The organism is Acidithiobacillus sp. 'AMD consortium', assembly GCF_008926505.1.
In the GTDB taxonomy this organism is placed as follows: domain Bacteria; phylum Pseudomonadota; class Gammaproteobacteria; order Acidithiobacillales; family Acidithiobacillaceae; genus Acidithiobacillus; species Acidithiobacillus ferridurans.
This window is the reverse complement of record NZ_CP044411.1, coordinates 141,745-157,149: the sequence shown is the minus strand read 5'-3', so window position 1 is coordinate 157,149 and position 15,405 is coordinate 141,745. Positions and strand designations below refer to the sequence as shown.

The window sequence follows — 15,405 nt, the reverse complement described above, 5'->3', positions numbered from 1 at the left end:
TCCTTCATGCATCTTTTCCAGACCTGTTATTCTGCACCTTCATCCCCTCGATGCCGAGGGGTTGATTCATGCAATATTTATCGCTCTCCGGCTTCCGTACCACCTGCCCGAACCACACATAAAACGCGGGAATCACAAAGAGCGAAACCAGCGACCCGAAGCCCAGACCGCTGACAATGACCAGTCCCATGGAGAACCGCGCATCGGCATTCCCGCCACTGGCGAAGAGCAGGGGTATGGCGCCGGCAATCATCGCCGCCACCGTCATGAGGATAGGGCGTAGGCGCAGGATTGCCGCTTCCGCCACCGCATGGCGCCGGTCGAAATGCTTTTCCTCCTGCATGACACGGGCAAATTGCACGATAAGAATGCCCTGTTTGGCGATCAACCCGATGAGCATGACCATACCCACTTCGGAATAAATATTGACGCTGGAGGCGCCCAGCGCAATGGGCAGCAGGGCGCCGAAGAGCGCGACGGGCACCGCGGTGAGCACCACCAGTGCGTCGCGAAAGCTATTGAACTGCGCCGCCAGCAGCAGCAGGACCATCATCAGCGCAAAACCGAAGGTGACCACCAGGGCACTACCCTGATGCATGTACTGACGAGACACGCCGGCATAGTGGATCTGATCCCCGGCGGGCAGGATTTTCTGGGCATGGTTCCGCAGGAATTGCAGGGCCTGGCCCAAAGACACCCCGGGTGCCGGGTTAGCCTGAATGAAGACCGCGGGCAACTGCTGGAACTGCGGCAGGAAAGTGGGTGCCGGTCGCGACTTCAGGGAGACAAAGGTGGACAGCGGCACCTGCGCACCGGAGGGCGTCTTGATGGTGTAGGCCTTCAGGAAATCCGGATTGGCGCGCAACGCGGGTGGCACCTGGGGCACGACGCGGTAGCTGAGGCCACCCATGTCGAAATAATTGACATAGTTGCCGCCCAGCAGGGTTTCCAGATTCTGCCCGATATCCGCCATACTCAGGCCGAAGGAGGCAGCCATCTGACGATTGATATGAAGTTGCTGTATCTGGTTGTTATACTTCAGATTTTTGCAGACGAAGGAGAACAGGCCGCTGGCCCTGGCCTCCCGCACCAGCTTGCCGGAGACCGCATCCAATTGGTGATAGCCGCCGCCGGTACTGGTGAGCACGAACTGCACCGGCAGCCCCACCGCCGCTCCCGGCAAGGGCGGCAGGCCGAAGGCGGAGAGTTTCATGCCCGGCACCTGCTCGGCCAGTTTCTGCACTTTTTCTTTGACCTGCTGAGTGGTGACATTGCCGCGCTCGGGTTTGAGCACCACACCGGCCATCACCTCGTTGTTCAGCAACATGCCGCCGATACCTACCCCATTGACCGCGAAGCTGTGGCTGCGACTGTCGATTTTATTGAAAACCGTCTTGGTCAGATAACGGTCATAGGCGTTCATGTACTCCAGGGTCGCCGTCGGCTGGGCCACGCCGTTGACATAGACGATGCCCTGATTGGCGGGCGGTGCCAGCTCGCTCTGGCTGATGGAGAAAAGAAAATAAATGCCCCCGGTGAGAATCAGCGCCAGCGTGACGGTGGCCGGCCAGACCCGCAGACTGGCAAGAAGGACATGCCCATAGAAGGCCTTGAGCCGTCCGAAAACCTGATCCACCAGATGCGCCATCCGCCCTTCGTGCCCGGCCTTCAAGACCCGCGAGGCGAGCATGGGGGCGAGGGTCAGGGCGGCCACCATGGACAGCAGCACCGTGGCGACAATGGTAAAGGCAAATTCACTGAACAAATGCCCCACCAACCCGCCGATGAAGGCCATAGGGGCGAAAACCGCCACCAGCGTCGTCGCCATGACCAGGATGGGGCTGGCCAGTTCACGGGCGCTGAGCAGCGCCGCGTGCAGGGGCGTGGCACCATTTTCGATATGCCGGTGGACGTTTTCGACGACGATGATGGCATCATCCACCACCAGCCCGATAGCCAGCACCATGGCGAGCAAGGTAAGCAAATTCAGCGTGTAACCAAGGGCATGGAGGATGGTGACCGCGCCGACCATTGCCACCGGGATGGCGAGCACCGGCACGATCAGCGCCCGCCATGAGCCCATGAAGAAATAGATCACCAGGATGACCACCAGCAGCGCGAGGGCGATATTGACTTCCACTTCCTGCAAAGAACTTTTGACGAACTGCGCGCCATTGTAAATGGTGTAGCCCTTCATGCCCGGCGGCATGGTCGAGTCCAACTGGGCCATCACCTTTTGAATACCCTGGGACACCTTCAGGGCATTACTGCCGGGAGCCTGCTGGATGCCGATATTGACCGCCGGCTGGCCATCCACCATGACGGATGAGTCATAAGTCTGAGCGCCCAGGGAGACTTTGGCCACCTGTCCCAGCCGAATCGGCACCCCATGCACTGTCGCCACCACCAGATTGCGAAATTCCTCAGCGCTATGCAGGGCGGTATTGGCACTCAGGGAGACCGCCGTGTACTGACCGCGCAGACGCCCGACCGCGGCGACAAAGTCGTTCTGCTTCAGGGCGGTACTGATTTGTTCCGGAGTAATGCCGAGCACGGACATTTCCTGCGGGTCGAGCCAGACGCGCATGGCATAGGTGTTGCCGTTGGGTCCGGTGCCCGGCGGCAGGATGGAAGTCAGGCCCACCCCCGGCACGGACTGGATGGCGGGTTGCACCACCCGGGTCAGATAGTCGGTGATCTGCTGCTGATTGAAGCCGTTACCATGGTAGCTCAACAACATCAGGTAGGCGCCGGAGCCGGACATTTCCTGCACCACCGGCTGCATCACCCCCTTGGGGAGCTGATTGAGGACCGTATTGACCTTGCTCTGCACCTGGGACAAGGCCGCGTTGGGATCTTCGCCCATGCGCATATAGAGGGTGAGAATGGAGATGCCGTCCTCACTCACCGCCGTCATATAGTTGATGCCGGGGGCTTGCCCGACGGCTTTTTCCAGTGGCGCCGTAATAAAGGCATTGACGGTTTTCGGGGTGGCCCCGAAGTAATGGGTGGTCACCGTGATCATGGAGCTGTTGGTCGGCGGATATTCGGTGATGGGCATCAGGCCGAGGGAACGCAATCCGAAGAAAAACAGCACCAGGCTCAGGGAGATGGCGAGGATGGGGCGGCGGATAAAGGGTTCGGTGAAATGCATGGGGATCCTCAGAGGTGCACGGCGTTATTGATACGCACATGGTCGCCGCTGTGCAGTTTGACCTGCCCCGCGGTGACCACCAGGTCACCCGCCTTGAGGCCGGAACGGACCACCACCTGGTTGCCGCGCTGCAGGCCCGTGGTCACCGGCTGCTCTTTGGCGATCAGGGTATGATCCGGTCCCGGGGTCAGCACATAGACAAAGTCCCCATAGGTATTGAAGCTCACCGCCACCGTAGGAATCATCAGGCGTGCCGTGGGTGCCTCCTTTTGCAGGACGACGCGAACGAACATGCCCGGCTTCAAGCCCCGTGGCGCATCGACGAGGGCGCGGACGCTGACTGCCCGGTTTTGCGCATCCACGTGACTGGAAACTGCCTGCACTTTGGCACGGTAATGGCGCAGGACAATCCCGTCATGCACGTCCAGTTGTATGGGTGCGCCCGCCTGCACCGCCCGCACGTCACGCTGGGGTACCGTGAAATCGGCGTAGAGCGTCTGCAGGTTTTCGATATGCACCACCGGCATACCCGCATGGACATATTCCCCCATGTTCACGGTACGCAAGCCCAATACCCCGCTGAATGGGGCACGGATCTGCGTATCCGCCAGAGACTCCTGCAAGGCCGTCACCCGGGCCTGGGCCACACTGGCACCATAACGCGCCTTATCCAGTGCAGCGGTAGAGATGCCGTGGATGGCAAAGACCTTCTCGGCGCGCTGATAATCCACCTGCGCAAGGGCGGCCTCGGCCTTGGCGGCCTGCAACTGGCCGGGCAAAGCGCCGGGGTCGAGAGACAGGAGCAGTTGTCCCTTTTGCACCGTGGCACCGGAGTGAAAGCCGATATGCTGCACCACACCCCCGGTCTGGGGACTGAGCACCGCTCCCTGTTGCGGCACGATCTCGCCCACGGCGGTCAACTCGCCCGCCATCGACTCGTTTTGCGCGCGCGTGGCAGAAACGGTGACCACCGGATTGGCCGCCACCGCCAAGCGTGTGTGCAACCGACCCTGACGCCATTGATACCAGCCATAAACGCCGCCAAAAAGCAGCACGACAACGATACCCAGTAAGAAAAAGGCCTTCTTCATGCGGGGGCTCCCGGAGATTGGTGAATGGCGGAATGGGGTTGCGCGTCGCTGGCCGGGCGGGCATCACCGGCTTCAGGCTGCCAGCCGTCGCCCAGCGCCACAAAGAGCGCCACGCTGTCCAGATAACGCTGACTACGGGCGCTGATGGCAGCGACCGTGTCCTGTTGATATGCGATTTCGGCATCGAGCACCGTAGCATAGTCGGTGGCGCCATCACGGTAGCGGGCCTCCGCCAGACGCAGGGCGGCCCCGGCGGCAGTCTGTGCGGCCAGGCGATGTTGATAAGACGTGTCGGCGCCCTGCAAAGCCCGCAGGGCATCGGCCACTTCACGAAAGGCATTGAGTACGGTGCCGCGATACTGATCGCTGACCGCTTTGTACTGGTCGAGCGCCGCGCGACGTTGGGCATGGAGGGCGCCGCCATTATAAATCGGTGCCGCGATCCCCGCCCCCAGGGACCAGAGGGTCGAAATCGGGTTGAAGAACATCCCCCCGGTCATGGCCGCCTTACCGATGTCGGCGGTGATATTGAACTGGGGATACAGATCAGCGGTGGCCACATCGGCCTGTGCCGCCGCCACTTTCAGCTCCGCCGCTGCGGCCTGGATATCCGGGCGCTGCGCGGCCAGAGCCGAAGGCAGGGTGGTGGGCAGGCTGGACGGCAATTGCAGACTGGCGAGTGTCGGCATGGGCAGATCCGTATCGGGAGACTGGCCCAGCAAAGCTGCCAGCCCATGGCGGGCCACCGCCACATCGGCCTGCAAGGGAGCAATGCGCGCCTGCGCCGCCGCGGTGATGGCCTCCTGTTGATCCACGCTTTGCAGATTCTGATAACCCAACTGATATTCCTGCTGCAGCAGGTGCAACAGACGGTCATCGGCCGTGGCGATCTGCCGGGCGGCATCGAGCTGGGCCTGTGCCGCAGCACCGTTGATTACCGCCCGGCTCACCGCCGCCGCCAGAAAGACTTCGCTTTGATGCAGACTGGCGCGACTGACTGCCGCCCGCGCCCTGGCCGCATGTACCAGATCCTTCTGGCGACCAAACACGTCGGGGTTGTAGCTGACGTTTATGGTGCCCAGCAGCAGACTATAGAGGTTACCGGGAATGCGGTAGCTCGCCCCGCCATTCGCGCCGGTGCGCTGTGCCCGTCCACGACCGATTCCGGCACCGGCACCGACACTGGGCAGCAGTCCGCCCTGCGCTACGGCGATCAGGGATTGCTCGCGCGCCAGGGCCATTCGCGCCGCCTGCAGATCCGGGTTGGCCTGCATGGCCTGCCGGATGTAGCCGTTCAGGGCGGACGAATGAAAGAGCGACCACCAGGCCTGAGATTCCTGCTGCGTCCACCGAATCCGCTGCGGCCCGCCATGCAAGTCCAGGGGATGCGCATTATAGGCCGCCGGCGCCGGCACATTGGGCGCACCCGGCTGCGGCCCCACCGCGCAGCCGGCCGCAGCGACCATCCCGAGCAAGACGCCCAGCCGGGCCATGCCCGGGGCGGATCGCCCCGCCTTCTGCCGCCTGTGGCCATGCGGATACCTGGCGTTTTTCATGCAAAACCCTCGTTCACTCGATCAACCGCAAGATGGATACGCGCCAGAAGCGCAAACAGAGACTGCGATACCGTCATCGCAACCGATCAAATGGTAACGGGGATGCCTGTAACAATCTCTGCCATAGAGGGACTGAAACGTAACAGAGTGTCACTTTGTGGCGCACCGAAAGGTCTTGTTACAATTCATGTTGGTCCGTCCGGGAACAACAGGTTAGAGTGTGCTCATGGATACACGGAAACAGATTCTGGTAGTGGACGACGATCTGCGCCTGCGCGGTCTGGTGGAATCGCACCTGCAGGGCTTTGGCTTTGGGGTGCGAGGCATGAGCGATGGCCGGCAGATCGAAAGTCTGCTTGCCGAAGCGCCCGTGGACCTGATCGTCCTCGATCTGGGCCTGCCCCATGAAGACGGCCTGCAAATCTGCCGGCGCCTGCGCCAGCACCATGATGTCCCCATCCTCATGCTCACCGCGCGGGGTGATGAAGTGGACCGTATTCTGGGACTGGAGATGGGCGCCGACGACTACCTCGCCAAGCCCTTTCATCCCCGCGAACTGGTGGCCCGCATCCAGGCGATTCTGCGCCGGGTCCGCGGGGCCAACCGACCATCCGGCATGGCGCCCGCCCCCTTTCAGTGTGGTCCTTTTAGCGTGGATATGAGCCGGCAGGAGATTCTGCGTGACGGAAAAGCCCTGTCCCTCACCAGTGCCGAGTTCCAGACCCTCGCAACCCTCATTCAACACGAAGGCCAGCCCCTGACCCGCGAAAAACTCATGTGGCTGACCCGTGGCCGTCAGCTCGAAAACGATGACCGCAGCATCGATATGCAGATCTCCCGCCTGCGCCGCCTGCTCGACGGCAGCCCCGGCCAACCCCGGCACATCCGCACGGTTTGGGGTCATGGTTACCTGTTCGTCGCGGAACCCTGAGCATGCGGAGTTTCTGGCCGCGCAGCACTCTGGGTCGGACGCTGCTCCTGCTCGCGGTTTTACTGCTGGGGACCCAGGGCGCCGTCTATGTCCTGTTTCATCAGTACGTGCTGAATCCCGCAGCCGAACGCTTTGCGGAATTTCTCTGGCAGACTGACCACGCCCTGATTGCAGCCGGCGCCGATCACACCGCCATCGGTACCCTGCAGTGGCGATCACCTCAGGTTTTGCCCGGCACCCCCGCCAACAACTATTTTTTGCGCCAAAGCGCCCGTTATCTGGCTCGGATTGCCCCCGGCGCGGCACTCCGGGTCGGCCCCGCCGATGCCCATACCACCTGGATGTGGATTCGCGGGGACTATCACCAGCCCTGGCTGGGTCTGCGCGTTTCCCCCATGAATTTCGGCGGCCGGGGCTTCATGTTCATACGCCTCGGGATCATCGCCCTTTGCACCCTGCTCGGCGCCTGGATCATCGTTCGCCAGATCAATCGCCCCTTGGCCCGGCTGGCGGCGGAAGCGCCGCGCATCGGCCGAGGCGACATGCCGGAGTCTCTCACACCCATTGGAGGCCCCCTGGAAGTACGCCACCTGGAACAGGCCATCACCAGCATGGCCAAGGATTTGCACCGCCTGCACGAAGAACGCACCCTGCTGCTCACCGGCATTTCCCATGAACTGCGGACGCCCCTGTCGCGTCTGTTGCTGACCCTGCATCTTCAGGACCCCGATCTACTGGCCGGGAAAGCGGCCATGCTGGTGGACGTCAGTGAAATGGACGAAACCATCGACAAGTTTCTGACCCTGGTACGCAGCGGAGACGAGGAAAAAGTCATCCGGGTAGAGGTGGCCGACTGGGTGATGGAAATGGCCGAAACAGGTCGCGAACGCTACGGCCTGGAGGTACAGGTAGAACATACCGTCGAGGCGGCCGTCTTGCCGCCCCTGCGCTGCCGTCCTTTGGCGCTGGAAAGAGTGTTCCGCATCCTGTTCGACAACACCAGACGGTATGGTGGCGGGCGTCTGGACATCCAGATCATCCGCCACCCGGACAGCACCGAAATCTGTCTGCGCGACCACGGCCCCGGCGTGCCTGAACGGGATATAGAAGCGATGAACAGCGGCACGCTGCCCCGTCAGTCCGGGCACGGTTCCGGCATCGGCCTGCGCATCTGCCAGCGTATCATGGCTCTGCACGGCGGCACGCTGCGTTTCGCCAACGCCCGAACCGGCGGGCTCATCGCGAAGCTTGCATTTCCCGACCATGGAACGGTCGCGCCGAGGCTGGCCACAACCTCCTTTTAGGGGTATTTTTCAGACGGCCCGATGCTTGACAAGGCATCAATAAACGGGAATCATTCTCGTCTACCACCAAAAATACGGATCATTCCATGTCTGCTGCGCCCGCTGCCCGCAATATCCAATCCCCGGCCCATCGCTCGCGCTGGGGTATCTTCCTGGCGGTACTGGGCCCCGGTCTGGTGGTCATGCTCGCCGATACGGATGTGGGCAGCATCATCACCGCCGCCCAGAGTGGCGCACAATGGGGCTTCAAGCTGCTGCTCCTGCAATTCGTCCTCATGCCTATTCTCTACATTGTGCAGGAGCTGACGGTCCGTCTCGGCATTTTTACGGGTAAAGGCCACGGCGAACTGATTAGCGAAACCTTCGGGAAAGGCTGGGCCTATCTCTCCGTCGCCGGTCTCAGTGTTGCCACCACCGGCGCCTTGCTGACGGAATTTTCAGGAGTCGCGGGCGTCAGCCATCTCTATGGCTTGCCGCGCTGGGTCGGGGTTGCCCTGGCCGCAGCCACCCTGCTGACCATCGTCTGGACCGGTTCGTATCGACGCGTCGAACGCATCGCCCTGATCATGGGCCTCTTTGAGCTGGTTTTTTTTGGTATCGCCTGGGCTAGCCATCCCAGCATTCATGAAATCCTGGATGGCCTGCTGCACGCCCCCATCACCAACGACCACTACATGATGCTGGTCGCCGCCAATATCGGTGCCGTCATCATGCCGTGGATGGTGTTCTACCAGCAGTCGGCAGTGGCTGATAAGGGTCTGCACCCCGAACATTACCGCCATGCCCGTTGGGATACCGCGTTCGGCGCGATCATTACCCAGGCGATCATGGCGGCGGTGCTGATCGCCACAGCCGCCACCATTGGCCGCCTCAACCCCAACGCACCCCTCAATACGGTGCATCAGCTCTCGGAGGCCATCATTCCCTATCTCGGCAACACCTGGGGACGGATTGTGTTTTCCCTGGGCATCCTTGGGGCAGGTATGGTGGCGGCCATCGTCGCCTCCCTCGCCGGGGCCTGGGGTTGGGGGGAAGTCACCGGCTTTCGCCACTCGCTGGAGCATCACCCCAAAGATGCGCCCTGGTTTTACGGGATCTACACCACCATCATCGTGGCTGGCGCCGCGGCAGTGATCACCATCCCAAATCTCGTCAGCCTCGACATCGGTGTCGAAGTGATGAATGCGCTGCTCCTGCCCCTGGTACTGGGCTTTCTGGTCGCCCTGTCCGTCAAGGCTCTGCCCGCCGAACACCGCTTGCGCGGCCCCTATCTCTGGCTGGTGCTGTTCGTGACGATTCTTGCGGGAGGGTTGGGAGTTTACGGAGGATTGACCAGCATTCCGGGTTGGTAGCAGATCGCACATCGTGACATGATGGCTGCGAGGAATCGTCATCTCTACCTGGCGGGCCGGCAGGATCGGGGTTGTCTGGAATCAGGCGGAGGTTGAAGAAATATGGGTGCGATCAGCGTCACGCACAGGGGCAACGCACCAAAAGGCATTCAGCCATGAACGGCCTGCTCCGTATCGCCCTGAAACTGCTGCTCAACGACAAAGGCAAATTCGCCACCCTGGTCATCGGCATCACCTTCTCCGTCTTTCTGATGATGCAGATGACCTCCATGTTCTCCGGCATCCTCTATCAATCCGCGTCCAACATCGTGAATGTGGGCGCCAGGATGTGGGTGATGGATCCCGCCGTCCAAACCCCGCAAAACAGTATCCCCATGCCCAACTACGTGCTGGACGCGGTGCGCAGCATACCCGGCGTAAAGTTTGCGGTGCCCTTTTATGTCGGCGCTGGCCTCGTCAAGCTCAACGACGGCACCTATCAGTCCGCCACCATCATCGGTCTGGACGACGCCAGCCTGTTCGGCCGACCGACGATCATCTCCGGCAATATTCTGGATATTTACAAGAACAACGCCTTCATCATGGTCAAGGACGCCAACTACGCCAAACTGGGCAGCCCAAAAATAGGCACCAGCTTTGAGATCAATGATCATCGCGCGGTTGTCGTGGCCCTGGCCCACACCCCGGTGTCCGGCCTGTTCGGTTTGCCGACCCTGTATACCACCTACAACCGCGCCACCCAGGACCTGCCCTCCACCCGCTACCTGATTTCCTACCTCCTGGTGCAGCCGAAGAGCACTCGGGATATCGCCGCCATCGAGCAGCAGGTAAAGCAACTGGGCTATCTGGCCTTGACCGATCAGCAATTCATCACTCGCAACGACCGGTTCTATGAATTTCAGACCGGGATGGGCACCAACATCCTGATCATGACCCTGATCAGTTTTCTCGTCGGACTATCCATCGCCGGAGAGACCTTTTACATGTTCGTTCTGGACAATCTGGAGCACTTCGGTGCGCTCAAGGCCATCGGCGCCAAAAGCGGCGAACTGATCCAGATGATCGTCTTTCAGTCGCTGGTCGTGGGTTTTCTGGGTTTTGGTTTCGGTGTGCTCTTGTCCTCCACCATGATCGCCATTGGGAAAATGAAGATCGCCAACTACGCCGCCATGGTCACTTACGAAAACCTGTTTCTGGCCCTGATCATGGTTCTGATCATTTCCGCCTTTTCAAGCTATATCGGCATTCGCAAGGTCATCCGCATCGACCCCTTTGACGTCTTCCGGGGTTAGCATGATCCTGACCGCGCGGGATATCACCAAATCCTTTGGCGAAGCGCCGAATCAGGCCTACGCGCTGCGCGATGTCAGCTTCGCGGTGGACTTCGGCGAGATGCTCTATATCGTCGGCCCCTCCGGCTCCGGCAAGACCACGCTGTTGAGCATCATCTCCGGCATCCTGCGCCCCGATGACGGCGATGTGGTGGTGAAGGATACGGATATCTGGAAGCTGGGCAGTGACGCACTGGCCGGCTTTCGCCTGCAGACCATCGGTTTCGTTTTTCAGGATTACCATCTCTTTCCTCGCCTGACCACCCTGGAAAATGTGGCCATTCCGCTGATTCTCCGGCGCGAGCCCTGGGACAAGAGTCTGGCGGCGGCGCGCAAAACGTTGCAGATCGTCGGTCTGGCGGAAAAAGAAAGCCTGCCGCCCTACAAACTAAGCGGGGGCGAGCAGCAACGGGTCGCCATCGCCCGCGCCATCGTTGCCCAACCGGACCTGCTGATTTTCGATGAGCCTACCGCTTCCCTGGATGGGGACACCGGCAGGAAAATCGTCGCCTTCGTCAAGGAGCATATTTTGAATACGCAACGTGCGATCATCATCGTGACTCACGACAGCAGAATCTATGAATACGCGACGCGGATCATCCGCATGGAGGATGGCCGGATCGTTCCTGGGGCAGGAGCGGACCATGAGAAATAAGATACTATTCGGGCTCGCCATCGTCGGCATCCTCATCGGCCTGGTCAGCGCCTACATATACAGCCGGCAAACGCCGCCGCAACCCCCGCTGGCCACCAACTACAACCCCTACGTCAACGGAATATTCGCCAACGGCATCATCGAGAGTTACGCGGCCGATGGCGAAAACATCAACATCTACCCCCAGGTATCCGGTAGGGTGACCGGCATCTTCGTCCAGGAGGGGCAGACGGTGGCGAAGGGAACGCTGCTCTTCGCCATCGATGACTCCGTGCAAAAGGAACTGGTGGCCCAGAACAAGGCCCAGGCCCAGGCCGCCCTGGCCCTGTTACAGGAACTGAAAGCGGAACCCCGCAAAGAGACCCTGACCATTGCCGAAAAACAGGTCGAATATGCCCGAGCCAGCCTGAAATACCAGCAGGCACAACTGGAAATCACCCAAAGGGAAAGGGCCATCGATCCCCAGGCAGTGAGCAAACTAGCCCTGGAGAACGTGCAAAACTCGGTCCTGATTGCCCGGAACAATCTTAAAGTGGCACAGGCGCAGTATGCGCTGACCAGGGCCGGCGCCTGGCGTTACGATATCCGGAATCAACAAGCCATATATGACGCGGCACAAAAAACCTATGCGTCCAGCAACGCCCTGTTGCGGGAATATGTCGTGCGGGCGCCGGTCACCGGCGATGTCCTGCGCATCGGCGCCGCCGTCGGCAGCTACGCGTCGCCCCAGGGAGTCTACGGCACCTATACGCAGGGGATGAATCCGGTCGTGGTGATGGGCAGAAAGACCGGCTATCTGCAGGTCCGCGCCTATCTGGATGAAATACTGGTGCCACGGCTTCCGGCCCCCGCAGACATTACCGCGAAAATGTTCATTCGCGGACTCAGCAATGTCAGCGTGCCGCTGCAGTTTGTGCGGATACAGCCCTACGTGACGCCGAAGATCGAACTGTCCGATCAAAGAACCGAAAAAGTGGACGTACGGGTGCTGCCGATTCTCTTCAAGTTCAAGATTCCGGCACACATGAACCTGTTTCCCGGCGAACTGGTGGATGTGTATATAGGCAAGAAATAGCGGTGGTCACACGCCAAATTTTTGTTGCAGGACCGTGCTGACCGCTTCGCACATGGATCCCTTTTCAGAAGCACACAGATCGCGAATGACGTGAAACGGTATCCCCGCGTCCCACAGGGAAAACCCACAGGCCATGATGCAGGCGCCCGTCCGGCTACCGACCAGCCCCCATTCGGTGATTCCCGTAAACTCACGCAAGACGGTTATCGCCGCGTGATTCAATCCATAACCCGGCTTATCGATCACCACCGCATGCCCCACGTCGATCACCGCACCGCCATCGTTGCCGTCGTTCATGCGGGTTCGGAACAGGCTGTCGGGCGGATTGCAGAAACGGGTGGCCACGACAACCGCATAATCCTGCGTCGCATCCCTGATACGGTCCACCAGGTCCGGCTTGGGGGAAAATCCAAACTGAAGATCAATGACCAACAATCCGCTGCTTTGCGGCATAACGCGCTCCTTATCCGTCTGGGTATTACAGCACAAGTCGTTCCCATGATGTACCCCACCGCCTATAATACCAACTTATGTATCATATGGAATATTTAATGGATAAGGCATATTGCTGTTGCTTCAAGCGTCCAGACTACCTGCAATGCGTCGGCAAACCTACGGCTATTGCGGACCGGTAGATTGAACAGGGCAGAGCGAAGCCTCCGCGACCTCGCCACCCGGTGGCTGCCGGCTCCGACAGGCGCCCTCGCTGCCACCTACCGCTTGCTGGAGCATTCGGGCGGGCCTGTGGTGGACCTCCTGATCCGCCTGTGGCTAGCGAAGGTCTTTTTTGTGTCGGGCGTATTAAGGATTTTCGGCCTGAGCATCGAGCCCTACCTGTCGGGTGCGGCATATCCCGTGCCGTGGGTGGAGCCGCTCAGCCCCACCTATCTGGGCGCCGCGATACAGATGATCATCCCGCTGTTGCTCGCGCTGGGGTTGGCAACCCGGTGGGCCGCGCTGTACATGCTCATTCTCGTGCTGGTGGTCCAGTTCAACTACCTCGCTCTGGATATCAACCTGTACTCGGCGGTGCTGTTCGGGTGGTTCGTGATATGTGGTGCGGGGCCGCTGTCGCTGGACCATCTCCTCGCCCGAGGATTGGGGGATACCGCGCTGCCCTTCGCCACGGCGCTGACTCGCCTGGCAGGCGCAATTACGCGATATCTCAGGCCGTACTATCAATTGCTTATCCGTCTGTGGCTGGGGTTGGCACTGCTGGCGGCAAGTACGGAAACCTCGATACCCGTCGGGCTGATAAAACTGCTTCCGGAAAAGTCGCTGGCCCACTTTGCCCCGGCGCCCACGCTGGCGCTGGTAGGCGCGCTGCTCGTCACTTTCGGTCTGGCCGCCCGCCCCGCCGCACTACTGCTTATGCTGGCCGTTGCCGGGATGCATGCAGCCGGCGCGGCTGATCCGGCGGATGTCTATTTCATGATGACGCTGGCACTGGTTGGCCTGTATGGACCGGGCGATCTGTCGCTCGACAAATGGATTTCGTCTATCCTCCTGCAAATCAGCGGCAGGCAGGCATGTCCGCCGGAGGGTGCGCCGCACGTGGTGATCGTGGGCGCCGGCTTCGGTGGACTGGCATGCGCGGCGCGGTTGACCAAAACGCCGGTGCGGGTGACCCTGATCGATCGCCATAACTACCACTTGTTTCAGCCCTTGTTATATCAGGTCGCCACGGCTTCGCTTTCCCCTGCCGATATCGCCGCTACGGTGCGCAGCCTGTTTTGCGATCACCTCAACGTGCAGGTGCTGCTGGGTCAGGTGACCGGGGTCGATACCACGCAACGGGCGGTGTTGATCGGCAAACGACGTCTGTCATACGATTACCTGGTGCTTGCCACGGGCGCATCCCACAGCTATTTCGGGCGGAACGAGTGGGAGCCTCATGCGCCGGGATTGAAGACCATCGACGATGCGGTAGAAATACGGCGACGGATACTCTCCGCCTTTGAGCAGGCAGAATCTGCCGAAGATCCCGCCGAGCGTCTGGGCCTGCTCACCTTCGTGATTGTGGGCGGCGGACCAACAGGGGTCGAACTGGCAGGCGATATTGCCGAACTGGTGTGCCACGGCATGGAGAAGGAGTTCCACTATTTCGACCCGGCCAGTGCACGCGTGGTTCTGATCCAGTCTGCTGCGCGCATCCTGCCGACTTTTCCTGGAGTATTATCAGAAAGGGCGCAACGCTCGCTCGAACGGCTGGGCGTCGAGGTCATGCTGGAAAGCAGGGTAGAGCACATTGATCAGGAGGGAGTGCGCATCAACGGCGAACGCCTGGCGTCTCGCACGGTATTGTGGGCGGCGGGGGTCGTGGCATCCCCGGCGGCGCGATGGCTCAACGCTGAAGCCGACCGCAGCGGACGGGTGAAAGTCGAACCGGACCTCTCGGTAGCCGGTCTGCCGAACGTGTTTGTCATCGGTGACACCGCGCTGGCCAATGCCTGGAAGGGAAAACCGGTGCCCGGCCTGGCACCGGCGGCGAAGCAGGGCGGGGTCTACGTGGCAAGAACGATTCGCCGAAAACTACAAGGACAGTCGGAACAACCGCCATTTGCATACCGCCACATGGGCAGCCTCGCCACCATCGGCAGGAAAGCTGCAGTGGCAAGCTTCAACGGCGTCAACGTGAGCGGCGCACCGGCCTGGTGGCTATGGGGCCTGATTCATGTAGCCCTTCTAGTGGGTTTGCGCAACCGCATCTCGGTGATGTTCAACTGGTTCTGGGCCTATCTCACCTTCAAACGGGGCACCCGCCTGATCACCGGAAACGAGGCGTCTCTGGCAGAAAATCCTGTCATAAAGACCACCGAACGGCCCTGAACGGGCCCATCCCGATGAAAAATCGCATGGGCCAGGCGCAGTGCAGCACGTTCGGTGGCCATTGCGGACCACGGCGGAAGCATTCTCTTTCCCATCTACTATACTCCAAGCAGGAGTAGTGTCCGGC

General features: G+C 60.8%; 11 protein-coding genes. 7 read left to right on the top strand and 4 right to left on the bottom strand.

All coding sequences use genetic code 11. The features are described 5' to 3' along the window. Nucleotides 1-4: 4 nt before the first annotated feature. Genes F6A13_RS00820 through F6A13_RS00810 form a run of 3 tightly spaced genes read right to left on the bottom strand, consistent with a single transcriptional unit; the run spans nucleotide 5 to nucleotide 5,801 of the window. A complete protein-coding gene (locus F6A13_RS00820) occupies nucleotides 5-3,154 on the bottom strand; it encodes an efflux RND transporter permease subunit (protein ID WP_225981892.1) in 3,150 nt (1,049 codons plus the stop codon). An 8-nt stretch (nucleotides 3,155-3,162) separates the two neighbouring features. After that, on the bottom strand, nucleotides 3,163-4,245 hold the full coding sequence (locus F6A13_RS00815) for an efflux RND transporter periplasmic adaptor subunit (protein ID WP_151528003.1): 1,083 nt from the start codon (nucleotides 4,243-4,245) through the stop codon (nucleotides 3,163-3,165). After that, nucleotides 4,242-5,801 (bottom strand): efflux transporter outer membrane subunit, encoded by a 1,560-nt coding sequence (locus F6A13_RS00810; RefSeq protein ID WP_151528002.1) that lies wholly within the window; start codon nucleotides 5,799-5,801, stop codon nucleotides 4,242-4,244. The genes F6A13_RS00815 and F6A13_RS00810 overlap by 4 nt, the downstream gene beginning before the upstream one ends. A gap of 226 nt (nucleotides 5,802-6,027) precedes the next feature. Here F6A13_RS00810 and F6A13_RS00805 point away from each other — a divergent pair, with 226 nt between their 5' ends. The 6 genes from F6A13_RS00805 (at nucleotide 6,028) to F6A13_RS00780 (ending at nucleotide 12,449) form a co-directional block, all read left to right on the top strand. Further along, nucleotides 6,028-6,732, top strand: a complete 705-nt coding sequence (locus F6A13_RS00805; protein WP_113526180.1) for a response regulator — start codon at nucleotides 6,028-6,030, stop codon at nucleotides 6,730-6,732. A gap of 2 nt (nucleotides 6,733-6,734) precedes the next feature. Next, nucleotides 6,735-8,036 (top strand): ATP-binding protein, encoded by a 1,302-nt coding sequence (locus tag F6A13_RS00800; RefSeq protein ID WP_151528001.1) that lies wholly within the window; start codon nucleotides 6,735-6,737, stop codon nucleotides 8,034-8,036. 86 nt (nucleotides 8,037-8,122) lie between these two features. Beyond that, nucleotides 8,123-9,388, top strand: coding sequence for an NRAMP family divalent metal transporter (locus F6A13_RS00795; RefSeq protein WP_151528000.1), 1,266 nt, complete (start codon nucleotides 8,123-8,125; stop codon nucleotides 9,386-9,388). A gap of 155 nt (nucleotides 9,389-9,543) precedes the next feature. Next, entirely contained in the window at nucleotides 9,544-10,680 is a 1,137-nt protein-coding gene (locus F6A13_RS00790; RefSeq protein WP_151527999.1) for an ABC transporter permease, read from the top strand. Between the two features lies 1 nt (nucleotide 10,681). After that, the gene (locus tag F6A13_RS00785) at nucleotides 10,682-11,374 is read left to right on the top strand and encodes an ABC transporter ATP-binding protein (protein WP_126604630.1); all 693 of its coding nucleotides are present in this window, start codon (nucleotides 10,682-10,684) and stop codon (nucleotides 11,372-11,374) included. Further along, complete coding sequence (locus F6A13_RS00780) at nucleotides 11,364-12,449, top strand: HlyD family secretion protein (RefSeq protein WP_151527998.1); 1,086 nt, start codon at nucleotides 11,364-11,366, stop codon at nucleotides 12,447-12,449. Before F6A13_RS00785 ends, F6A13_RS00780 begins: the two co-directional genes overlap by 11 nt. Nucleotides 12,450-12,455: 6 nt before the next feature. Here the strand turns inward: F6A13_RS00780 and F6A13_RS00775 are convergent, their stop codons facing one another. Further along, nucleotides 12,456-12,902: an isochorismatase family protein gene (locus tag F6A13_RS00775; protein ID WP_113526174.1), complete on the bottom strand. Its 447-nt coding sequence runs from the start codon at nucleotides 12,900-12,902 to the stop codon at nucleotides 12,456-12,458. Between the two features lie 183 nt (nucleotides 12,903-13,085). On the opposite strand from F6A13_RS00775, the gene F6A13_RS00770 reads away from it, so the two are divergent. Further along, nucleotides 13,086-15,278 carry an FAD-dependent oxidoreductase gene (locus F6A13_RS00770; RefSeq protein WP_151527997.1) on the top strand — a complete coding sequence of 731 codons (2,193 nt, stop codon included), beginning with the start codon at nucleotides 13,086-13,088 and terminating at the stop codon, nucleotides 15,276-15,278. Nucleotides 15,279-15,405 lie beyond the last annotated feature (127 nt).

Excerpts from the sequence above, each read along its gene's own strand:
- F6A13_RS00820 (WP_225981892.1), bottom strand. The coding sequence starts at position 3,154 with ATGCATTTCACCGAACCCTTTATCCGCCGCCCCATCCTCGCCATCTCC.
- F6A13_RS00815 (WP_151528003.1), bottom strand. The coding sequence starts at position 4,245 with ATGAAGAAGGCCTTTTTCTTACTGGGTATCGTTGTCGTGCTGCTTTTT.
- F6A13_RS00810 (WP_151528002.1), bottom strand. The coding sequence starts at position 5,801 with ATGAAAAACGCCAGGTATCCGCATGGCCACAGGCGGCAGAAGGCGGGG.
- F6A13_RS00805 (WP_113526180.1), top strand. The coding sequence starts at position 6,028 with ATGGATACACGGAAACAGATTCTGGTAGTGGACGACGATCTGCGCCTG.
- F6A13_RS00800 (WP_151528001.1), top strand. The coding sequence starts at position 6,735 with ATGCGGAGTTTCTGGCCGCGCAGCACTCTGGGTCGGACGCTGCTCCTG.
- F6A13_RS00795 (WP_151528000.1), top strand. The coding sequence starts at position 8,123 with ATGTCTGCTGCGCCCGCTGCCCGCAATATCCAATCCCCGGCCCATCGC.
- F6A13_RS00790 (WP_151527999.1), top strand. The coding sequence starts at position 9,544 with ATGAACGGCCTGCTCCGTATCGCCCTGAAACTGCTGCTCAACGACAAA.
- F6A13_RS00785 (WP_126604630.1), top strand. The coding sequence starts at position 10,682 with ATGATCCTGACCGCGCGGGATATCACCAAATCCTTTGGCGAAGCGCCG.
- F6A13_RS00780 (WP_151527998.1), top strand. The coding sequence starts at position 11,364 with ATGAGAAATAAGATACTATTCGGGCTCGCCATCGTCGGCATCCTCATC.
- F6A13_RS00775 (WP_113526174.1), bottom strand. The coding sequence starts at position 12,902 with ATGCCGCAAAGCAGCGGATTGTTGGTCATTGATCTTCAGTTTGGATTT.